We start from the raw sequence: 20,070 nt of genomic DNA on the forward strand, positions 1-20,070 counted from the left end.
CGCCGGAGTAGTTATAGTCAGATTGACTAGAACTAATTCTACGACCTCACCTGCCGGGGGCAAAATGTTTCAGGTCACAGGGGCGGCCGCCGCGCACGGACAGGCCGCGATCCAGCGTGCGGGCCTATCACCTGCCGGCGGCCGCGGCTTCCAGCAGCGGAAGGGTGCGGCCCTGGAAGTGGGTGTTCAGGACAATGACCGAGGACGAGCGCAGCACCGTCCGGGTGGCGATCATGGCGTCCAGCACGCGCTGGAGGTCAGAATTGGAGCGGGCCGCAATGCGTGCCATCAGGTCCGATCCGCCGGAGACGGTATGGATTTCGATCAGTTCCGGAATCGCCGCGAGTGCTTCGACGACGGCGTCGTGCCCCAGGTCCTGGTTGATGGTCAGAGAGCAGAACGCCACCACCGGGAACCCGAAGTGCGCCGGATCCGGCTGCGGCACCCAGGTGCCGATAACTCCGCTGTCCTGCATCCGGTCCAGCCGCGATTGCACGGTGGCGCGGGCAACCCTGAGCACGCGGGACGCCTCCAGCACCGAAGCGCGGGGGGAATCCGTGAAGAATCGGACAATTTTTGCGTCCAGGCCATCAATGTCCATCAAATCTTCCTCCTGCTGACGCCGTGGCATCACAAACCGCTACTGATAGTCCGGCCTTGGCTAACAAACTGTCACTATGCTCTCACGGCTGGCGCGCCCGGACACCGCTCCGGAGCGTAAAATTCAATAGGTCCCATAAGGACTTAAGATCCAAACCACACGAAGGTTCGCCAGTATGACAATGAAGTCCACCGCGGAGCGCCCCGGCCTGAAACTTGGCCACAGCATGAAGCCACGCCAACTCACCATGATGGGACTCGGCAGCGCCATCGGCGCCGGCCTGTTCCTGGGCTCGGGGGCGGGCGTCCAGGCCGCCGGACCCGCCGTCCTGATCTCCTACCTGGTCGCGGGAACCCTGATCATCCTGGTCATGTGGGCCCTCGGCGAAATGGCCGCCGCCAACCCCAACAGCGGAGCGTTCTCCGTCTACGCGGCAAAAGCCATGGGCCGGACCGCGGGAGCCACCGTCGGATGGCTCTGGTGGCTGCAGCTGGTGGTGGTGATCGCCGCCGAGGCCCTCGGCGCCGCCGCCCTGCTGTTCACCGTGTGGCCGGTGGTTCCGGTCTGGGCCCTGTCCCTGATCTTTATGGCCGTGTTCACGGCAATCAACCTGGCCGGGGTGAAAAACTTCGGCGAGTTCGAGTTCTGGTTTGCCATCCTCAAGGTCGCTGCCATCCTGCTGTTCCTCGGCATCGGCACGGCACTGCTGCTGGGCTGGCTGCCGGACGTCGAGTCCCCCGGCCTCTCCAACTTCACCGCCGACTTCGCTCCCGCCGGGCTGGGCGGCATCGCCACCGCGCTCTTCGTGGTGATCTTCGCGTTCGGCGGCACCGAGATTGTCAGCGTGGCCGCCGCCGAAACCGAGAACCCCCAGCACAGCGTGGGCCAGGCGATCCGCACCGTCGTCTGGCGGATCCTGGTCTTCTACATCGGCTCGGTATTCGTCATCGCCGCGGTCCTTCCCTCCACATCGGAAGAACTGGCCTCACCCTTTGCCGGCGTCCTCAACGTGGCCGGTATCCCCGGCGCCGGCGCCGCCATCACGCTGGTGGCCGTCGTCGCGCTCCTCTCGGCCCTGAACGCGAACCTGTACGGCGCCTCCCGGATGGTCTTCTCACTGTCCGAACGCGGCGAGGCTCCCCGGTTCCTGTCGAAGATCAACAAAACGCGCGTGCCGGTGCTCGCCGTCGCCGTGTCCGTGGCGTTCGGCTTCCTGGCCGCCGTGCTGGAGCTGGCCTTCCCGGAGAAGATCCTTCCGGCCCTGTTCCAGCTGGTCGGCTCGACGTGCCTGATGGTCTGGGGCTCCGCCCTGGTGTCCCAGCTGATCCTCCGCCGCCGCGCGGACCGTGAGGGCACTGTCCTGCCGCTGCGGATGAAGGGTTTTCCGGGACTGACCATCTTCGGCCTGGTCCTCCTGGCCCTGATCTTCGCCGTCGGTTTCAGCAGCCCGGACAGCAGCAAGCAGCTCTTCAGCACCATGGCCCTGGTCGCCGGCATCGCCGCCGCCTGCTGGATCGGCGCGCGGCTCACCCGCAACCGCAGCGCGGCGCCGGCCGAGGAGGCCCAGCAGGCCGACCAGGCCGACCCCGTCGACGTCGGGAAGTAACAGGTCCACAACGCACTACCTGACCAGACTGCACAAACTGTAAAGCCGGACACGAGTCCTGATGACAGTATTGTGCAGTCTGGTCAGCTGTTTTCCGGCTGATTGCCCACCGCCTCCGTGGTGACTAGGGTCACAGCCATGGACACGCTTCCCGTGGCTTCCGGCGCCGGTGCCGAACCGCTCACTCCCGCCCAGCTCCGCGAGCTCTATTCGCTGATGGTGGCCGTCCGCCACCTCGACACCTCGGCCATCGCCTGGCAGCGCCAGGGCATCATCCCCGGCTACGCGCCCGAGCTCGGCCAGGAGGCCGCCCAGGTGGGCAGCGGCTACGCCGTCGACACCACCCGGGACTTCGTCTTTCCCACCTACCGCGAGATGGGCGTCGCCCGCACCATGGGCGTGGACATGGTGGCCTACATGTCCACCCACAAGGCCACCTGGCACGGCGGCCTCTACAACCCCATGGAATCCCGGCTCGCCCCGATCCAGGCCGTGGTGGCCGGCTCGGTACTGCACGCCGTCGGCTGGGCACACGGCCAGACACTTGCCGGCACCGCCGACGGCAAGCTCGGCGTCGCGCTCACGTACTTCGGCGATGGCGCCTCCTCCCAGGGCGACGTCCACGAGGCCCTGAACTTCGCCGCCGTGATGAAGGCCCCCGTGGTCTTCTTCGTCCAGAACAACGGCTGGGCCATCTCGGTGCCCACCGAACGCCAGGTGGCCGGCGGCTCCGTCGCCGCCCGCGCCGCCGGCTACGGCATGCCTGCCCTGCAGATCGACGGCGACGACGTCGTCGCCGTCGTCGAGGCCACCCGCCGCGCCTTCGCGCACGCCCGGGCCGGGAACGGCCCCGTGCTCATCGAGGCCATGACGTACCGCCGCGGCCCGCACTCCACGTCCGACGATCCGGGGCGCTACCGCTCGCTCGACGAGGAGCGCGACGGCGCCGGCGCCGACCCGCTGGAACGGTTCCGGCAGCGGCTGCTCGCCGACGGCATCGCCGACGAGGCGTTCTTCGCCGAGGCCCTCGCCGCGGCCAAGGCCGAGGAGGAACAGATCCGCACCGGCATCCAGGCCCTGGGATCCCGCCCCGGCACCGAAATGTTTGACCTGGTCTTCCAGGAAACCACCCCTGCCCTGCAGGCCCAGGCCGCCAACTGGCGCGAGGAGTCCGAACATGTCTAACTCGATTCTCGAAGGCGCAGCTGCCGCGGGCCCGGCCCGAAGCGCCGCCGCAACGACCACTGCCGCAACCACCACAGTGATGTCCATGCAGCAGGCGCTCAACCGGGCCCTCGACGAGGTGCTCGCCGAGAACCCGCAGGCCGTCATCTTCGGTGAGGACTGCGGCCGGCTCGGCGGCGTTTTCCGCATCACCGACGGCCTGCAGGCCAAGCACGGCGAGCAGCGCGTTTTCGACACCCCGCTGGCGGAATCCGGCATCCTCGGCATGTCCGTGGGCCTGGCGATGGCCGGGTTCCACCCCATCCCCGAGGTCCAGTTCGACGGCTTCGCCTACCCCGCAATCAACCAGATCGTCTGCCAGATTGCCCGGATGAACTACCGCAGCCGCGGCACCATGCCGATGCCCATCACACTGCGCGTTCCCAGTTTCGGCGGCATCCGCGCCCCCGAACACCACGGGGAGAGCCTCGAGGCACTCTTCGCGCACGTTCCCGGGCTCAAGGTGGTCTCGCCGTCGAACCCGCACGAGGCCTACCACCTGCTCAAATACGCCGCCACGCGGCCGGACCCGGTGATTTTTATGGAGCCGAAGTCGCGGTACTGGCAGAAGGGCGACGTCGACCTTGCGCACTGCGATGCGGACGGCGGCGACCCCACCGGCGCGAAGGTCATGCGCGAAGGCCGCCACCTCACTCTTGTCGCATGGGGCGCCATGGTGGCGCGCTGCCTCCAAGTGGCCGAGCTCGCCGCCGAGGACGGGATCGACATCGAGGTCCTGGACCTGCGCTGGCTCAAGCCGATCGACGCCGAGGCGCTGGCCGCGTCCGTGCGCAAGACGCGCCGCGCCGTCGTCGTCCATGAGGCGCCGCTGACGTCCGGGCTGGGCGCCGAGGTGGCACAGCTGATCACCCAGAGCTGCTTTGACACGCTCAAGGCGCCCGTGGAGCGCGTCACCGGCTTTGACGTGCCGTACCCTTCGGGGGACCTGGAAGATGAATACATCCCGAACATTGACCGGATCCTCTTCGGGATCCAGCGAGTATTGGAGTACAAACGTGGCTGAAATTTCCTTCCCGCTCCCGGACCTCGGAGAGGGCCTGATCGAAGCGACCGTACTGGAATGGCTCGTGGCCCCGGGCGACCAGGTGGAGCGCAACCAGCCCCTCGTCGAGGTCGAGACCACCAAATCCGCCGTTGAATTGCCCAGCCCGCAGGCAGGTAAGGTGGTGCGTATCCACGGCGGGCCCGGTGACAAAATCAATGTCGGCGAGCCCCTGATTGTGTTTGAGGTGCCGGACAACACCGCCGGCATCGTGGGCACGGTCCCGAAGGAAGAGGCACCAAAGCGCCGGGTCCGCCTGAGCGCCGTACTTGATGAGGACTGACACCATGAGCGGCAGACACACCGGCGAACAGCATTCGCACACCGTCGAGGGCACCGACCCCCAGCTGTATGTCGGGGTGCATGAGCCGGACTCCGACGCCGGGCTGCGTCCGGTGCTGCTGCTGCACGGATTTTCCTCCTCCGCGAAGCTCAACTGGGAGGACACCGGCTGGATCAGCGCCCTGCTGGAGGCCGGCCGCCGCGTCATCACAGTGGATCTGCCCGGCCACGGCCGCAGCGGCGCCCCCGAGGATATGGATTCGTACACCCCCAGCCGGATCCGCGCGGACCTGCTGCAAATCGCGTTCGACGCCGGAGCCCGGCCGCTGCGCGACGGTGACCCTTCCAGCGGGCTGGACCTGATCGGCTATTCGCTCGGTTCCCGGCTCGCGTGGGAGTTCGGCGCCACGCAGCATGAACTGGTGCACCGGCTGGTCCTGGGCGGGCCCAACGTCGCCGATCCGCTGGCAGACTTCGACCTCGTTGCCGCCCAGCGCTACCTGGCCGACGGCACCCCGATCGCCGACGCGTCCACCGCCGGGCTGCTGAAGATGGCGCAGATGCTGCCCAGCAACAACATCTTCTCGCTGCTTTCCCTCGTGGAAGCCGTCAAGAGCGAGCCGTTCGATCCCGCCGAGGCCGTGCCGCACGTTCCGATGCTGCTCGTGGCCGGCGAGAAGGACGAGCGGGCCGCCTCCATGCCGGAACTCGCCGCGCTCGGCGCCAAGGCCGGGGCCATGGTGGAACAGCTCGTCCTGCCGGGCCGGAACCACACCAACGCCATCACCAGCCGCGCGTTCAAGCAGGGGGCTGTCAGCTTCCTGGCCGTCTAATCCCAGTCCCCCGGACTCCCCCAACCAACGCGGGGTCACTTCCAGCCCATCCGCACCACTCCGGTGGACCGGAGCTGACCCCGCGTTTGTTTAACCCGACCGAGTCTCGCGCGGCTCCCCCGACGGACGTAGGCTGGCCGCGACAGGTGCGTCAGGGTGCGTTACCGGAAGAGGGCTGTTATGGGCATGCGCTTCAGTGACCGCGGGCAGGCCGGCAGGCTCCTTGCCGCCGCCCTCCCCCAGTTCCGCGGGCGCCCGGACACCGTTCTGCTGGGTCTCGCCCGCGGCGGCGTTCCGGTTGCCGCCGCGGCAGCCGCAGCGCTCCGGCTTCCCTGGGACGTGATTCCGGTCCGGAAGCTGGGGATTCCGGGACATGGGGAGACGGCCTTCGGTGCGCTGGCTGCCGTCGACAGCGGGGTGGTGCGTGTCCTGAACCGGCCTTTTGTGGACCAGCTTCTGGAGCTGGGGATCCAACAGTCCGCGCTGGATGCGGTGGAGCGCCTCGAGAGGTCGGAACTGAAGCGCCGCGCCGGAACGTATCCGGGCCCCCGGCTGGCCCTGCACGGCAGAACGGCCATCGTTGCCGACGACGGGATGGCCACCGGAGCGAGCATGCGGGCCGCCGTCGAGGCCGTGCGGGCGGCCGGTGCGGCAGCCGTCGTCGTCGCGGTCCCTGTCGCGTCGCTGGAGGCCCAGACGCCCCTGCAGCAGCTGGCCGACGCCGTCTTCAGCCTCTTTATCCCCGGCCAGTTCCGCGCCGTCGGCAGCTATTACCGCTCTTTCGGGCAGGTGCGGGACGACGACGTCGTCCGGCTGCTGGCTGCCCGGCCCGCCTGAACAGCGCCGCAATCCTTACAGTCAGATCACGCCCATCCCGGGCCGCCGAATGGGGCGCGGAGTGACCCCGCGTTGGGTTAAACGACAGAGGGGCGCGGACCTTGCGGCCCGCGCCCCTTCCGGATTGCTTGGTGCTAGTGCCTTGCCGCTACATCCGTAGCGCCGTGGCTGACGCCGAGCGGGCGGCCCCTGGTTTCTCCAGCCAGCAGGACGCCGACCGCGGAGATAACGCAGAGGATCATGATGTAGATACCGATGGAACCGGTCCAGCCGGTGCCCTGCAGCAGCGCCTCAGCGATCGTGGCAGCAAAGGCGCCGCCCAGGATGGCACCGAAGGCGTAGCCGATCGAGATGCCGGAGTAGCGCACGTTCGGGGGGAACATCTCGGCGTACATCGCGGACATCGGGCCGTAGGACAGGCCCAGGCCGATGGTCAGGACGAACAGCGCGACGCCGTAGAGCAGGATGTTCTTGGTGTCGATGAGCGCGAACATCGGGATCATCCAGGCGAAGACGATGCCGTAGCCCAGCAGGAACGTCTTGACGCGGCCGATCTTGTCCGACAGCCAGCCGCCCACCAGGGTGAAGATCAGCCAGCCGAAGGATGCCAGCGTGGTGGCCAGCAGGATCTCCGCGACGGGCATCTTCAGGGACTTGGTGGCGTAGGAGATGAAGAAGGCGATCAGCAGGTAGCCGGCAGCGTTGTTGCCGATGAAGATCATCGTCGAGTAGAGGACGGCCTTCTTGTGCTTGCGGATGAGCTCGCCGAGCGGAGCCTTGCTCTGTTCCTTGCGTTCCTGCATTTCCTTGAAGACGGGGCTTTCAGCAACCGCGCGGCGGATGAGGTAGCCGACGATGATCAGCACGATGGAAAGCAGGAACGGCACACGCCAGCCCCAGGCGGCGAAGTCTTCCTTGGACATGCTGGTGTTGAGGAAGTACAGCAGGCCGGTGGCGAGGATCATGCCGACTGGAACGCCGATCTGCGGGTACGCGCCGAACAGGCCGCGCTTGCTCTTGGGAGCGTGCTCGACGGCCATCAGGGCGGCGCCGCCCCATTCGCCGCCGGCGGAGAAGCCCTGGATGATGCGGAGCAGGATCAGCAGGATCGGAGCCCAGACGCCGATCTGGGCGTAGGTGGGCAGCATACCAATCAGTGCCGTGGCCGCGCCCATCATGATGAGGGTGAAGACCAGCATGGCCTTGCGGCCGAGGCGGTCACCCAGGTGGCCGGCGACGATGGCGCCGAGCGGGCGGAACAGGAAGCTGATGCCGATGAGGGCAAAGGAAAGGATCTGTGCCAGGCCCGGGTTGGAGGCGTTCAGCGGTGCGAGGAAGAGCGGTGACAGCAGCGTTGCCGTCAGCTGGGCGAAGATGAAGAAGTCGTACCACTCAATGGTGGTCCCGACCAGCGTGCCTGCGAGAACCTTGCGTTCCTCATGCTTGCTGCTGGGGCCTGCCTCAGAATCGACACTTGAAGTTGCGGTCATTGAAACTCCGTTGCTGGGGGCAGAAATCCTGCCCGGGGATGGGTGCGAAGTGAATAACTGATTGCCTCTGGATTTACTGATCGAACGGTCAGTTAGTATTCAGCATCATACTATGAAATGTGTGATAGGGCACACATCTTTTGGAAAAAGCTTCGCGTGCCGAATTAGGCGTCGGCCCGCGCCGGCGGCCCGCGCCCGCACGGTTCAGCCCACTCGCGCCGGGGGCGCGGTTCAGTTGGCACGGGTTCAGTCGGCACGGTGCAGGAACTCCCGGACCCTGGCCCGGACGGGCTCCCGGTCGTAACCGTTCACCATTGCCCCGGCCATCCGGACCGGATCACCGAAGAAGAAGTACTCGTAGAGCGACTGCCGGCCGGAGAAGCCGGAGACCGAGGCGTCGAAGGCCAGCTTGAACAGCCGGACACGCTCGGGACCGGTCAGGGACTTGCCCTGCAGATACATGTCAATGTCGGCCCGGGCGCTGCTGTTCACGTCCGCCTCGCCGGGAAGGGCCATGAGCCCGGAGGCGGAAAACTTCCGGATGATCTGCGGGAAGCGCTGGGCCACTTTCGGGTACCAGTTGCGGGCGGCGTTGAGCGTGGACCACTTCGGCAGCATCACGCCGGCCTCGTTGAGCTCAGCATCCGCCTCGGAGGCCCGGACCAGCGCCTTGCCGATTTCGACGTCCACAATCAGTTCGGCGATGTCCTCCTGGATGTGCTGGAACCCGTCGATGCCGATCGACTCAGCGAGTTCGGAGGCCAGGCCCAGGTAGAACTCGCTCTTGGCAATGGTCCGGGTGACCACCTGGTGTGTCATCAGGGCGCCGGCGCCGGTTTCGGAATAGAAGCCGTTGCACAGCTGCGGGTTGCCGAGCATAAAAATGCGCTCACTCGGAACGAAGACATCGTCGAAGACCGCGACGGCGTCCATTTCCTCGTAGCGGGAGGCCAGCGGCTCGTCGTGGGTGCTGCCGCCGTTGTACAGCGACGTGCGGCAGAGGTACCGCAGGCCCGGGGTGTCATTGGGAATGGCGAAGGCGTACGAGTACGGGGCATCGTCCGGAGTGCCGCGGAGCACGGTTGAGGGGAAGACCAGCAGCTCGTCGGCGATCGGCGCGATGGTGGCCAGCATGCGGGCGCCGCGGATGACGATGCCGTCGTCGCGTTCCTCGACAATCCGCGCCGAGAGCTGGCCGCCGAGCTGTTCGGAGCCGGAGACGGAGCGGTTGGCCTGCGGCGGGATCAGGGTGTGTGTGGCGAGGACATCGTTTTCCCGGGCCCATTCGTAGTAGTTGCGGATGTTTTCGCCGAACGTGGGGTCTGCCTGGGAAAGCCACGTCCGGGCCGTGCTGAGGGCGGTGAGCGAGGAGTTCATGTAGTCGCCGGACCGGCCCAGGAAGCCGTTGGAGGACTCGGCCCAGGTGGAGATGGCACGGCGCCGGCGCTCAAGGTCCTCCACGGTGGTCGGCACCAGGAAGGAGGCGTTCACCAGGTCCCCGGTGCTGGGCGAGGTGTAGGTCAGCGCGTCCTGGTAGCGGGGGTGGTGCTGCATGTCGAAGAGCTTGGCGTAGGAGCGGGCCACGTTGCGGAACGCGGGGTGCTCCGCGATCTCCTCGCTGACCACCTCGCCGTCGATCATCACGTGGGGCCGCATGCGGTTGAGCTTGTCGAGGTACTGCTGTCCGGTGCGGATACCCATGATCGCTTCTCCAGTCGTCGTTGAGCTGAGTTGCCGTTGAGCTGAGTTGTCCTTGAGCTGAGTCGTCGGGGCCAAGGCCCAGTGCTGCGGAGGGTCAGTGCTTCGGAGGGTCAGTGCTGTGGAAGGTCAGAGCAGGTCTTCCATGCCCAGCTGGCTTTCCGGGATGGTGGTGAACGCGCTGTTGGCGTAGGCCAGCGCGTCGCCGTTGCGGTAGTTGAAGTCCACCACCTCGCCGATGTAGAGCGTGTGGTCGCCGCCGTCGTACGCCGCCCAGGGCTTGCATTCAAAATAGGCGAGCACATTGGAGAGCCGCGGGGCCGTTTCGCCCTCGACCCAGAGCGGCTCGGGGCCGGGGCGTCCGGCGAAGTGCAGCGCGAGCTGCCGCTGTTCCGCGCCCAGGATGTTGACGGCAAACGGCCGGCCGGCCAGCTCGTCGTGCGCCTTCGCGGTCCGGGCGATGCCGACAAGCACCAGGGGCGGGTCCATTGATACCGAGGTGAAGGAATTGACGGTGATGCCGTGGCGCTTGGTGACGCCGTCGAAAGTCACGATCGCGACGCCGGTGGCGAACCGCCCCAGGCTGCCGCGGAAGTGGTGGGCACGCGCGGCGGCGGTGCGGCCCGGAGGCCCGGCGCGGGGGGTGGCAATCATCATTGATCCCTTGCGGCTGGTGGCTGGTGCTGGGATTTACCGCAAGAATACTTTGTTCTATAATCGAACAGAAGATTCTTATATAGAACGCTAGCGCACCGTGCGGCGGTGCACAAGGGCCGCCCGGCTGCATCCCGGATTCACCGCCGCCCGCCCTTAGGATGGACCAATGACCCCGACCGCCGGCAGCGCGCAGGCCTCCCCGTCCCAGACGTTGTCGCGCGGCATCCGCGCCCTGGAAATCCTGGCCGACGCCCAGCACCCGCTCACCATCGCCGAACTCGCCGACGCGATGGGTGTGCACCGATCGGTTGCCTACCGCATCCTCCGCACCCTGGAAGACCACTCACTGTTGGTGCGCGACGACGGCGGCCGGGTCCAGCCCGGACCGGGCCTTGCGGTCCTGGCCCGGGGAGTTTCGCGGAACCTGCAGACGGCGGCCCTGCCGGAGCTCACCCAGCTCGCCAACACGCTGACCATGAGTGCCTTTGTTGCCGTCTGGGACCACGAGGAATGCGTCACCCTGGTGACCGTGGATCCGCGGCACACCGGGGCCACGGTGGTCCAGCATCCCGGTTCCCGGCACCCGATCAGCGCCGGCGCCCCCGGCATCGCGATCCAGTCGGCCATGTCGGAACAGGAATGGACGGCCGCCGCGCCCGGCATCCCCTACCGGGCCGAAGCCGCCGAGGCCCGGCTCCGCGGTTATGCGGACAGCCACGACGAAGTCATCTCCGGCGTTTCCTCCCTCGCGGTACCGATCCGGGTTCCGGGCGGGCGGCCGGCGGCTCTCGCCGTCGTCTACATCCGGGCCGCGCAGGACCCCCGGGAGGTCGCGGCGGCCCTTGCCGCGGCGGCGGAACGCATCGAGAGCCAGCTGGGCTGACCCCGGGCCTAGGCGGCGGCCGCCGCTGTCTTCTTGCGCTGCCGGAGCACGACGGCGGCTGCCGCGCCCAGGAGGAACAGCGCCGCCGCGGCGCACACCGGGACCAGGAAGGCTGCGGAGTAGCCCTGGTGCTGCGCCAGCTGCCCTGCGATGGAGGAGCCGATCGCGGTGCCGGCGACGATGCCGCTGGCCAGCGCCGTCATGACCGTGCCAAGTTTGCCGGCCGGAGCCACCAGTCCGCCGATCGCAAAGACCGTGACCATCAGCGGGCCCACCGGCAGTCCCAGGACCAGGAGCACAAGGATCATGGGCAGCGCCGTCGAGGGCAGCAACAGCAGCAGCGCCAGGCCGGCCATCAGCGCCGCGCACGCCAGCCAGCGGGCGTTCGCCGTGAACCGCTGGGGCCAGTACGCCACGGACAAGGCCGCCGCGGCGGAGCTCAGACCCATCACCGCATAGAGCAGGCCCGCGAGCTCGGACGTGGCGAAGGTCGCGGAAAAGGAGCTCAACGCGGTCTGCGTGGAGCCGAAGAATGTGCCCATGCAGACCATCGCCAGCACCGGGAGTCCGACGGCGGCAAAGGCACCGGCGCGCTGCCCGGCGGTCAGGGACGCCCGGAGCTGCTTCTTCTGCGCCGTGCTGGCCGCCGTCGGCGCCGGCGTCCGGACCACGGCGTGATGCGTTGCATGCACCGCGAAGGCCGGGACCAGGGTGATGGTCAAGGCCGCGGCCAGGGCGAGCGGCAGCCACGGGGCGATGAGGCTGGCGAGGATGCCCACCAGGGCCGGGCCCAGGACGAACGTCAGCTCGTCGGCGGTGCTTTCGTAGGACAGGGCCGTGTCCAGGTCCGCGGCGTTCGCGTCACGTCCCCCTCGTGAGGTCAGCGCCATCCACCGGACACGGGCCAGGGAGCCCACCTGCGGGCAGCTGGCACCGGCCACGAAGGCGGCGGCCAGGACCGGGCCAGCGGCCGCCAGGTCCTGTCCGCCGGGGACCAGATAGGCGGCCAGGATCAGCGCGATGACGGCGACGGTGTTGAAAACAGCGGCGAGCAGGAGCACCGGGCGCTGGCCCAGCCGGTCCGCCAACGCGCCGAACACGGGGGCTCCGAGGGCGGAGCCGATGCCCACAGCTCCGGCCACCACCCCGCCCACTGCATAGGATCCGGTGACGGCCGTGGCAAGGGTGAGGGCCCCGACTGTGAGCATGGCGAGCGGGAGCCGGGCGAAGAGCCCGATCGGGATGAAACTCGTGCCGGCCAGCAGTGGCAAACGGGAGAACCGCCCGCCGGTGCGCGGTACCGGCGGTGCGGCGCCGGTGCCCGGTACCGGCGCCGTGGCTGGCCCGGGGACCGAGGCCGTGGTGTCAGGGGCCGTGGTGTCAGGGGCGAGGGGCGCAGGGGACGCGGGCGCGGAAGTGCCGGGCGCCTGGGAAGTCGTTGAGAGAGTCATGATTCCGGGTTCGTTCAATGGTGCGCATCGTCCCTCCTCCCGATGCGCGCGACCCGGTAACTCCCCAATTGTACCCGGAACCCAAGCCGTATGCGCGGGCAAGGGCGGGCCAGCGCGGGCCCGGGCGGCCCCGGCGACCGGGCCCGCGGAGCCCTGTCAGCCCGGGGTGTCGTCGGAGATGTGCAGGGTGGAACCGTTCCGTCCCTTGACCACCTGTAGCTGGGTGCTGATGCGCTGCTTCATTTCGCCCACGTGGCTCACCAGGCCCACCACCCGTCCGCCGTCCCGGAGCCCTTCGAGGGCGTCCATGACCTGTTCGAGGGCTTGTTCGTCGAGGCTGCCGAAGCCTTCGTCCACGAACAGCGTCTCGATGTCCACTCCGCCGGTTTCCTGCTGCACCACATCCGCCAGTCCGAGCGCCAGGGCCAGCGAGGCCATAAAGGACTCACCGCCGGACAGCGTTGCCGTGTCCCGCCGCTGGCCCGTCCACTGGTCCACGACTTCCAGGCCGAGGCCGGACTTCGCGCCGCGGGCGGCCCGGGCGTCCGTGTGCTGCAGGATGTAGCGGCCGTCGCTCATCCCGATCAGGCGTTCCGAGGCGGCGACGGCCACCTGTTCGAGCCGCGCGGCAAGCACATAGCTGTTCAGGCTCATCCGGTAGTTGTTGTCCCCTGCGCCGCGGGCAGTGTCGGCGACCGCGGCCAGCAGGTTCGCCCGTTCGCGCGGTTCGCGTCCGTCCTCCGCGAGCCGGGAAAAGTTCGCGGCAATGTCATCCAGGGTCCGCACCGACTTTTCGGCGAGGCCGGCCGCGAGTGCGGCGTCCCGGGCCGCTCGATCCGCAGCGGCCGCGTCAGCGCGGAGCTGTTCCACCAGCTCTTCGCGGAGGGGGCCCTCCGTTTCCAGCTCGTGCGCCGCCAGGAGGAGTTCCTCGCTGGCAAAGAGTTCCCCTATCCGGGCTGCTTCGTCCTGTCCGGCGCGGACGGCGGCTTCCAGTGCCGCGGCGTCCGGGGCGGAAAGCAGGACGGCCCGGGCAGCGTCGGCGGATTCGAAGCCGGTTCCCGGAAGCGCCAGCTCCAGCTGCTGCCGGGTCTCGGCGGCCCGGGCTGCGGCCTGTTCCAGCCGTGTCCCCGCCGCGTCGGCACGTTCCAGCACGGCAGCAGTGCCGTCCAGCGCCGTGATGCGGCGGGCCAGGACCGGGTGGCCCGCCCGGAGATTGTCCAGGGCCTCGTCCAGGGAATCAGCCTGCTCCCGGACCTCTGCGAGCGTGGATTCGGTTTGGGTGATGTTTGATGCCGCGTCCGCCAGGGCCCGCCCGGCGTCGGCGATCTCCTCGTCCAGTTCGGTGTGCCGCACGCGGTTGACGGCAAGATCCGCCGCCGCGCGGCGGGCTTCGGCGGCGCGCTCGGCGGCGAGGGCGGCTTCCCGGGCCGCATCGTCGGGGGCGGTGTCGCCGCCCTGGGCGGCCAGTACGGCGACCACCTGCTGGGCCTCGGAGAGTTCACGTTCGAGCACCGCGAGGGCGGCCTCCGCAGCCTCGCAGGCGAGCTGCGCGGATTGTTCGGCCTCGGCCATGTCCAGGGCGGACGCAGCGGCCGGGGCGGGGACGGGATGCTCGGGGCTGCCGCAGACCGCGCACGGGACTCCAGGCTGCAGCTGGGAAGCGAGTTCGGCCGCGGCATTGGCCAGCCGCTCCTCGCGGAGGTCAAGCCAGCGCTGGCGCCGGTCCTGATACTCCTCCCGGGCGCGGCCATGGCGTTCGGCGACGGCTCCGCAGTCCTTTCCGGCCTCGGCGAAGCGCCGGACCAGGACCAGCAGTTCCTCGGCGGCGGCCGCTTCCTTCGTCCGCAGCTGCAGCTCGGCGGCGAGCTCTTCGAGCGGCCGCAGTCCGGCGAGCAGGTCCGCTGATTCCTGGCGCAGGACCAGCAGGGCGGCGTTCCCGGAGGTCCGTTCGTCTTCCAACCGGTCCAGGCCCAGGCGAAGCTGCGTGCTGCGGCTCCGCAATCCGGCCAGCCTGGCCTCATCGGGCAACCGCTCCTCCAGCACCGCGCGCAGGGAGCGCAGCTCCCCCAGAGCGGACCGCAGTACTTCACCGGACCACCGGCCCGGTCCGCCGTCCGCGGTCCGGTCACCCAGCGCGGCAAGTTCGGAGTCGGTGAGCGCAGCCGTGCGCAGCTCCTCGACGGCGGCGGCCATGGCGGCCGTGGCCACTTCCTCCGCCGCCCGGGCATTGTCGGCAGCCTGCAGTTGTCCGTCGAGGACTTCGGCCTTGCGGTGGAGGCCCAGCTGTTCGATCTTGGCAGCGACCGCGGGCGCAGCCGCTTCAGCCTCGGCTCGCCGGCGTTCGGCCGCGGCGAGCTTGGCCTGGCGGGCGGCACGCGCCGCCGCGGCGTCCCGTGCGGCCACGTGGCCGGCGCGCAGACCCTCTGCCTCCACCGCGGCCGTCCGCCGCTGCTCCGCAACGGTGGCGGCAGCGGCCCCCAGCCAGGTGAGGAAGGCGTCCGGCTCCGCCCGGTCCGGGGCATCGGCCGGGTCGAGTCCTAGCGCGGCTGTTTCAGCTTCCGCCTGGACGAGCAGGAGCTCGAGCTGGCCGTTGAGGCTGGCAACCTCGGTGCGGGCAGCCTGCGCCTTCCGGCCGAGTTCCTGTTCCACGGCCTCGAAGCGCCGGGTGCCGAAGAGGCTCTGCAGCAGCTCGAGGCGGTCGGCGGCCTTGGACCGCAGGAAGGCCGCGAAATCGCCCTGCGGCAGCATCACGACGCGGGTGAACTGCTCCCGGTTCATGCCGAGCACGTCGGCGATTTCGGCGCCGGCCTCGTCGTTGCGGCCGGACTTTTCGGTCCATTCGCCGTTGACGCGTTCGCGCAGCACGGTGTTGGCCTGCTGCACGGTGAAACCGTTCTTCCCGCGGGCGCTGGGTTTGTCCCAGGCGGGCGAGCGGGAGACTTCGAAGTGCCGCCCGCGGGCCGAGAACTCGCACGTGACCCGGGGTTCCGCGCTGGCCTCGGCGTGATCGCTTCGCAGCCGTTTTCCGTCCTGACGCGCCCCGGGCACCGAGCCGTAGAGGGCGAAGCAGATGGCGTCCAGGACGCTGGTCTTGCCCGCGCCGGTGGCGCCGTTCAGCAGGAACAGCCCGTGCGCGCTCAGCCGGTCGAAATCGATGTGTTCGGTCGCGGCGAAAGGTCCGAAGGCGGAGATCTCGAGACGGTGAATCCTCACAGGGATACCCCTTCCAGGCGCACGGTTTCCAGGGCCTCGGCAAGGACAGCTGCCTCGGCGTCGTCGGCTGCCCGGCCGCGGACGTGCTCCAGGAAGCCGCAGCAGACGGACAGATCGTCCTCGGCCTCGGCCAGCCTGCCGCTGTAGCTGGTTGTGGGGGCGGCGCCGGCACCTTCCGGATCGAAACCCAGCACGAGAGTGTCGGGGAACCGCGAGCGCAGCCGTTCCATGGCCCGGGCCGGGCGCTGCGCGTCGGTCAGGGTGATCTGGCAATAGGCGGTTTCCGCCCACACGAATTCCTCGGCCGAGAGCAGGTCCTCCAGTTTGCCGCGCAGCACGGCCAGGGTCCGGGGCGCTTCCCACGGCACTTCACGGACCGCTCCGATGCCGTCCGCATCGACGTCCACCAGCCAGCTGCCTTTTTTGTGCTGCGCTTCGGAGAAGGAGTAGGCGAGGGGCGACCCGGAGTAGCGGACCGAGGGCGAGAGCTCCTGCCGGCCGTGCAGGTGGCCCAGCGCCGTGTATCCGAAGCCGTCGAAGAGATCCAGCGGGACAGCGCCGACGCCGCCGATGCTGAGGTCCCGTTCGCTGTCCGAACTGATCCCGCCGCTGGCGAAGGTGTGCGCGAGGACCACGGAATGCACGGTCCGGGCGGCGGAACGGACCCGCAGGTCCTCCCGGATCCGAGCGGTGGCGGCGCGGGTCACCTCGAAGTGGCTGGCCGTTTCGACGCCGAGCTGTTCGGCTACGAGGCGTGGTTCCAGCCAGGGGATGCCGTAGATGGCGAGCGCCGGGCCGGCGTCGGGATCGGCGGGGTCGAGCGGGTGCAGCACGGGCTGGTCCAGCTCGGTGAGCCGCGTGCGCAGGTGCACTCCCCCGCGTTCCAGCAGCCGGGAGGCGAAGCCGAGCCGGATGGCGGAGTCGTGGTTGCCGCTGGTCAGCACCACCTGCGCGCCGGCGCCGGTCAGGCCCACCAGCGCGTCGTCCAGCAGCCGAACAACGTCGACCCCCGGCAGGGCGCGGTCGTAGACGTCGCCGGCGATCAGGACCACGTCAACGGACTCGTCCCGGACGAAGGAGACCAGTTGATCGATGAACGCGCGCTGGGCGTCGAGCATCCCGACGCCGTGGAACGACCGGCCCAAATGCCAGTCCGAGGTGTGCAATAACCGCATGGTCCTACGGTATCGGCTGCCACCGACAGGATTGTGCCACCGCTCCGTCAGAGCCCTTCGGCGTGGTGCGGGGTGGTACGGGCGGCGGCTACTTCCCGCGCTTGTCGAAGAAGTCGCGGGCCTCGTCGTCGGCCGTCTTGACCTCGGCGGGAACCGGCGACGGTGCGGTCGGCATCCCGGCGTCGGACTCCGGCGCTCCGCCTGTCTCGGCCGGCCGCGCATCCTCTCCGTCCGTGTCGTCGTCGCCCGCCGCCTCCGCTGCAGCGGTCTCAACGCCGGTCGCCGCGCCGGACCGGGTGCTGTGCGCAAACGCCCGGAACACGAGTCCCGCAACGGCCGCACCCAGCAGCGGGGCCACCCAGAAGAGCCACAGCTGTCCCAGCACGTCCGGGCTGCTGAACAGCGCGGACGCCGTGGCGCGCGCCGGGTTGAACGGGGTGTTGCCGGGGGCCTGGCCGAACTGCAGCAGCACCGCCATGGTCAGGCCGACGGCGAAGGGCGCCGCGAGCCGGGACGGGTTCCGGTCCGCTGTGGTGCCCAGGAACACGGCCACCAGCAGGGCGGCGCCGAGCACCTCAATCAGGAACACACCCACCAGCGGGACCTGGATGACCGAATTTTCGCCGAAGCCGGCGGCCACCGTGTCAAAGGCCGTCCTGGTGTCGGCGATGTTCGGGACGGTCTGCAGGATCGCGAAAAGCGTCACCGCGCCCAGTACGGCGCCCACCAGCTGTGCTCCCGCGTAGGCCGCCGCGTCCGCAGGCCTGATGCGGCCGGCAACGGCGTGAGCCGCCGTGACAGCGGGATTGAAGTGGCCGCCGGAGACGTACCCGAAGGCCAGCATCGCCGCGGTGACCGCCAGACCGGCGGCCAGGGACGCGGAGAGCGGGTTTGACTGCGGAATGGTGAACAGCGGCACGCCCAGGCCGGCGACCACCACGAAGAACGTCCCGACCGCCTCGGCGGACATCCGGCCCGGCAGCCCAGGTCGCTGAGGATCGTCAGGGGCAGCGTACGGCTGGTGGGCTGTCGCAGGCGTGGTCATGGTCGGGAGTTCCTTTGCTTGGGGTCAGCCAGCAGTCTGCCAGCGGAGTCTGGACGTTCGCTGGACCCTGGCTCAGCGTCCCAGCGCAATAGCGGCGACGGCGCTGGCGCCCAGCACGATGATGCCGGCGGCGGCCCAGCGCATCAGGGAGGCCGGCGGGGCGTATGAGGAATGCCGGAGTTGCCGCAGCCGGGCCAGGACGCAGAGACCCAGCACGGCCGTGGCGACCATCGCCGCCAGGGCACAGACCCCCAGATAGTCCGTGGTCGCGGTCCCCGCCCACCGGACATAGTCAGGGTCTGCTGCGGCAGGCTGCGTGGCCGCGATCGCCCAGCTGCGCCAGATCAGCAGGTCGGCCGCGAAGAGGGCCAGCAGCGTCCGGCCCCAGGAAAGCTCGGTCCGTTCCGGCTGCAGCCCGGGGTCCCGCACGGCCTCGGCGCTCACCGCGCGGCCAGGAGCAGCACGGCAAGGACAAAGGCCGCGGCAGCAACACCGACGGTCATCACCAGCATGACGCCGGAAAACGGCAGCTCGCGGTTGTTGCGCATGGCCTCTTCCATCTGCCCCCAGCGCCGGTACGCCACGATGGCGAGGACGGCGCCGATGATCGCCAGGGCAACGCACAGGGCGACCCGCAGCGGGGCGGGGGCGATGTCCGGGAACAGCTGGTCGATGCCCAGGGCCCCCACGATCAGGGCCAGCGATGTCCGGATCCAGGCCAGGAACGTCGTTTCATTGGCGAGTGAGAACCTGTAGTCGGGGGTGGATCCGGTTTTCCGCCATGCTGGTACACGCATTGCTCGCCTGCTGTCCCGGTGTTGACTTGTGGCACCCGCCCCGACGGGGGGCCGGGGTAAAATTCTAAGTCATGAGCAACGAGCCCGTCATCACCCCCGCACTGTGGTCAGCCCCCTCCCGCGAATCCCGGATCCACGGCTGCCTGCTGGGCGGCGCCCTGGGTGATTCGCTGGGATACGCCGTCGAATTCGACGACATCGCCACGATCCGTGCGACGTACGGCCCGGACGGTCTGCAGGACTTTTCAGCGCTCGACGGCGGCAGCCACTTTTCCGACGACACGCAGCTGACGCTCTACACCGTCGACGCGCTGCTGGAGGCGCTGGAGTGGGCCAACTCGGGCGTGGCCGCGGACACGAACGCGTGCCTGTGGCTCGCGTACCTGCGCTGGCTCGCCACCCAGGGTGTGCCGGTTCCGGACGCGGCGCCGTTCCAGCCGCCCCGCTGGATCGATTCCCACGAGGTCCTCAAAAACCGACGCGCCCCGGGCAACGCCTGCCTGAGCGGGCTGGCCACCGGCGAGATGGGAACCTTCTACCGTCCGGTCAATCCGGACTCGAAGGGCTGCGGCACTGTCATGCGGTCGGCCCCCTTCGGCCTGGTCCCGTACATCCCCGCCGAAGCCGTCTACAAGCTCAGCGCCGACGCGGCCTCCCTGACCCACGGGCATCCCGCGGCCCGGCAGAGCTCCGGCGTCTTCAGCCTCATTATCCATGCCCTGGCCGGCGGCCAGGGGCTGCGCGAAGCGGCGGAATCCGCGCTCGGGGGACTGGACGCTGGCCACCTGCGCAAGGATGAAGAGCCCGACGCCGATCTGCTCGCGCGGCTCGAGTCGGCCCTGCGGCTGGGTGCCACGGGGGACCTGCTGGGCCCCGAGGAACTGAACCGGGAACTCGGCGAGGGCTGGGTGGCGGAGGAGGCACTCGCCGTCGCGCTGTACGCGGTACTGGCCACGGTACCGGAGCCGACGGCGGCTGCCGGACACCCGGAGGCCCACTTCCGCGCGGCACTTTCCGTCGCTGTGAACCACAGCGGGGACAGCGACTCCACCGCATCGATTGCCGGCAACATCCTGGGCACGTTCTACGGCGAGGCCTGCCTGCCGGCGGAGTGGCTCGAGGTGCTGGAGGCTCCCGAGGTCATCCGGGGCATGGCCGCCCAGCTGGCAGCCGTCACGGGCGCCTGACCCCGCACACGGCGGTGTTGGTAGCCGG

The 20,070-nt window shown here is 69.1% G+C and carries 18 protein-coding genes; 8 read left to right on the forward strand and 10 right to left on the reverse strand.

Translation table 11 applies throughout. From position 1 onward, the window contains the following. Positions 1 to 127 precede the first annotated feature (127 nt). Positions 128 to 601, reverse strand: coding sequence for an Lrp/AsnC family transcriptional regulator (locus tag FS787_RS03385; RefSeq protein WP_144670895.1), 474 nt, complete (start codon positions 599 to 601; stop codon positions 128 to 130). 175 nt (positions 602 to 776) lie between these two features. On the opposite strand from FS787_RS03385, the gene FS787_RS03390 reads away from it, so the two are divergent. The 6 genes from FS787_RS03390 to FS787_RS03415 all read left to right on the forward strand — a co-directional run bounded on the left by FS787_RS03390 (position 777) and on the right by FS787_RS03415 (position 6,446). Next, positions 777 to 2,207 (forward strand): amino acid permease, encoded by a 1,431-nt coding sequence (locus FS787_RS03390; protein WP_144670896.1) that lies wholly within the window; start codon positions 777 to 779, stop codon positions 2,205 to 2,207. A 138-nt stretch (positions 2,208 to 2,345) separates the two neighbouring features. Continuing rightward, positions 2,346 to 3,392 (forward strand): thiamine pyrophosphate-dependent enzyme, encoded by a 1,047-nt coding sequence (locus tag FS787_RS03395; RefSeq protein ID WP_144670897.1) that lies wholly within the window; start codon positions 2,346 to 2,348, stop codon positions 3,390 to 3,392. Continuing rightward, the gene (locus FS787_RS03400) at positions 3,385 to 4,455 is read left to right on the forward strand and encodes an alpha-ketoacid dehydrogenase subunit beta (RefSeq protein ID WP_144670898.1); all 1,071 of its coding nucleotides are present in this window, start codon (positions 3,385 to 3,387) and stop codon (positions 4,453 to 4,455) included. The genes FS787_RS03395 and FS787_RS03400 overlap by 8 nt, the downstream gene beginning before the upstream one ends. Then, a complete protein-coding gene (locus tag FS787_RS03405; RefSeq protein ID WP_056426240.1) occupies positions 4,448 to 4,777 on the forward strand; it encodes a biotin/lipoyl-containing protein in 330 nt (109 codons plus the stop codon). Before FS787_RS03400 ends, FS787_RS03405 begins: the two co-directional genes overlap by 8 nt. 4 nt (positions 4,778 to 4,781) lie before the next feature. Further along, complete coding sequence (locus tag FS787_RS03410; RefSeq protein ID WP_144670899.1) at positions 4,782 to 5,609, forward strand: alpha/beta fold hydrolase; 828 nt, start codon at positions 4,782 to 4,784, stop codon at positions 5,607 to 5,609. A gap of 180 nt (positions 5,610 to 5,789) precedes the next feature. Continuing rightward, the gene (locus tag FS787_RS03415; protein ID WP_144670900.1) at positions 5,790 to 6,446 is read left to right on the forward strand and encodes a phosphoribosyltransferase; all 657 of its coding nucleotides are present in this window, start codon (positions 5,790 to 5,792) and stop codon (positions 6,444 to 6,446) included. 134 nt (positions 6,447 to 6,580) lie between these two features. On the opposite strand, the gene FS787_RS03420 is transcribed toward FS787_RS03415, so the two are convergent. The 3 genes from FS787_RS03420 to FS787_RS03430 all read right to left on the reverse strand — a co-directional run bounded on the left by FS787_RS03420 (position 6,581) and on the right by FS787_RS03430 (position 10,291). Next, the gene (locus FS787_RS03420) at positions 6,581 to 7,936 is read right to left on the reverse strand and encodes an MFS transporter (RefSeq protein WP_144670901.1); all 1,356 of its coding nucleotides are present in this window, start codon (positions 7,934 to 7,936) and stop codon (positions 6,581 to 6,583) included. Between the two features lie 246 nt (positions 7,937 to 8,182). After that, a complete protein-coding gene (gene hpaB, locus FS787_RS03425; protein ID WP_144670902.1) occupies positions 8,183 to 9,637 on the reverse strand; it encodes a 4-hydroxyphenylacetate 3-monooxygenase, oxygenase component in 1,455 nt (484 codons plus the stop codon). A gap of 126 nt (positions 9,638 to 9,763) precedes the next feature. Continuing rightward, on the reverse strand, positions 9,764 to 10,291 hold the full coding sequence (locus FS787_RS03430; protein ID WP_222124040.1) for a flavin reductase family protein: 528 nt from the start codon (positions 10,289 to 10,291) through the stop codon (positions 9,764 to 9,766). Positions 10,292 to 10,457: 166 nt separating this feature from the next. On the opposite strand from FS787_RS03430, the gene FS787_RS03435 reads away from it, so the two are divergent. Next, positions 10,458 to 11,174, forward strand: a complete 717-nt coding sequence (locus tag FS787_RS03435) for an IclR family transcriptional regulator (protein ID WP_144670903.1) — start codon at positions 10,458 to 10,460, stop codon at positions 11,172 to 11,174. A gap of 8 nt (positions 11,175 to 11,182) precedes the next feature. Here FS787_RS03435 and FS787_RS03440 read toward each other — a convergent pair whose 3' ends face one another. The 6 genes from FS787_RS03440 to FS787_RS03465 all read right to left on the reverse strand — a co-directional run bounded on the left by FS787_RS03440 (position 11,183) and on the right by FS787_RS03465 (position 18,855). Beyond that, a complete protein-coding gene (locus FS787_RS03440) occupies positions 11,183 to 12,625 on the reverse strand; it encodes an MFS transporter (protein WP_144670904.1) in 1,443 nt (480 codons plus the stop codon). Between the two features lie 156 nt (positions 12,626 to 12,781). After that, on the reverse strand, positions 12,782 to 15,838 hold the full coding sequence (locus FS787_RS03445; protein WP_144670905.1) for an AAA family ATPase: 3,057 nt from the start codon (positions 15,836 to 15,838) through the stop codon (positions 12,782 to 12,784). Next, on the reverse strand, positions 15,835 to 17,013 hold the full coding sequence (locus FS787_RS03450; protein ID WP_144670906.1) for an exonuclease SbcCD subunit D: 1,179 nt from the start codon (positions 17,011 to 17,013) through the stop codon (positions 15,835 to 15,837). The genes FS787_RS03445 and FS787_RS03450 overlap by 4 nt, the downstream gene beginning before the upstream one ends. A gap of 88 nt (positions 17,014 to 17,101) precedes the next feature. After that, positions 17,102 to 18,058 carry an MIP/aquaporin family protein gene (locus tag FS787_RS03455; protein ID WP_144670907.1) on the reverse strand — a complete coding sequence of 319 codons (957 nt, stop codon included), beginning with the start codon at positions 18,056 to 18,058 and terminating at the stop codon, positions 17,102 to 17,104. Positions 18,059 to 18,130: 72 nt separating this feature from the next. Continuing rightward, positions 18,131 to 18,502 (reverse strand): DUF202 domain-containing protein, encoded by a 372-nt coding sequence (locus tag FS787_RS03460; protein WP_144670908.1) that lies wholly within the window; start codon positions 18,500 to 18,502, stop codon positions 18,131 to 18,133. Then, positions 18,499 to 18,855, reverse strand: a complete 357-nt coding sequence (locus FS787_RS03465; RefSeq protein WP_144670909.1) for a YidH family protein — start codon at positions 18,853 to 18,855, stop codon at positions 18,499 to 18,501. Before FS787_RS03465 ends, FS787_RS03460 begins: the two co-directional genes overlap by 4 nt. Before the next feature lie 71 nt (positions 18,856 to 18,926). Here FS787_RS03465 and FS787_RS03470 point away from each other — a divergent pair, with 71 nt between their 5' ends. Next, positions 18,927 to 20,042: an ADP-ribosylglycohydrolase family protein gene (locus FS787_RS03470; protein ID WP_144670910.1), complete on the forward strand. Its 1,116-nt coding sequence runs from the start codon at positions 18,927 to 18,929 to the stop codon at positions 20,040 to 20,042. Positions 20,043 to 20,070: the final 28 nt, after the last annotated feature.

The organism is Arthrobacter sp. U41, assembly GCF_007679325.1.
Taxonomy (GTDB): Bacteria; Actinomycetota; Actinomycetes; order Actinomycetales; family Micrococcaceae; genus Arthrobacter.

Bases quoted from the DNA above. Each gene is read 5' to 3' on its own strand.
- FS787_RS03385 (WP_144670895.1), bottom strand. From the start codon at position 601: ATGGACATTGATGGCCTGGACGCAAAAATTGTCCGATTCTTCACGGAT.
- FS787_RS03390 (WP_144670896.1), top strand. From the start codon at position 777: ATGACAATGAAGTCCACCGCGGAGCGCCCCGGCCTGAAACTTGGCCAC.
- FS787_RS03395 (WP_144670897.1), top strand. From the start codon at position 2,346: ATGGACACGCTTCCCGTGGCTTCCGGCGCCGGTGCCGAACCGCTCACT.
- FS787_RS03400 (WP_144670898.1), top strand. From the start codon at position 3,385: ATGTCTAACTCGATTCTCGAAGGCGCAGCTGCCGCGGGCCCGGCCCGA.
- FS787_RS03410 (WP_144670899.1), top strand. From the start codon at position 4,782: ATGAGCGGCAGACACACCGGCGAACAGCATTCGCACACCGTCGAGGGC.
- FS787_RS03415 (WP_144670900.1), top strand. From the start codon at position 5,790: ATGGGCATGCGCTTCAGTGACCGCGGGCAGGCCGGCAGGCTCCTTGCC.
- FS787_RS03420 (WP_144670901.1), bottom strand. From the start codon at position 7,936: ATGACCGCAACTTCAAGTGTCGATTCTGAGGCAGGCCCCAGCAGCAAG.
- hpaB (WP_144670902.1), bottom strand. From the start codon at position 9,637: ATGGGTATCCGCACCGGACAGCAGTACCTCGACAAGCTCAACCGCATG.
- FS787_RS03430 (WP_222124040.1), bottom strand. From the start codon at position 10,291: ATGATGATTGCCACCCCCCGCGCCGGGCCTCCGGGCCGCACCGCCGCC.
- FS787_RS03435 (WP_144670903.1), top strand. From the start codon at position 10,458: ATGACCCCGACCGCCGGCAGCGCGCAGGCCTCCCCGTCCCAGACGTTG.
- FS787_RS03440 (WP_144670904.1), bottom strand. From the start codon at position 12,625: ATGACTCTCTCAACGACTTCCCAGGCGCCCGGCACTTCCGCGCCCGCG.
- FS787_RS03450 (WP_144670906.1), bottom strand. From the start codon at position 17,013: ATGCGGTTATTGCACACCTCGGACTGGCATTTGGGCCGGTCGTTCCAC.
- FS787_RS03455 (WP_144670907.1), bottom strand. From the start codon at position 18,058: ATGACCACGCCTGCGACAGCCCACCAGCCGTACGCTGCCCCTGACGAT.
- FS787_RS03465 (WP_144670909.1), bottom strand. From the start codon at position 18,855: ATGCGTGTACCAGCATGGCGGAAAACCGGATCCACCCCCGACTACAGG.
- FS787_RS03470 (WP_144670910.1), top strand. From the start codon at position 18,927: ATGAGCAACGAGCCCGTCATCACCCCCGCACTGTGGTCAGCCCCCTCC.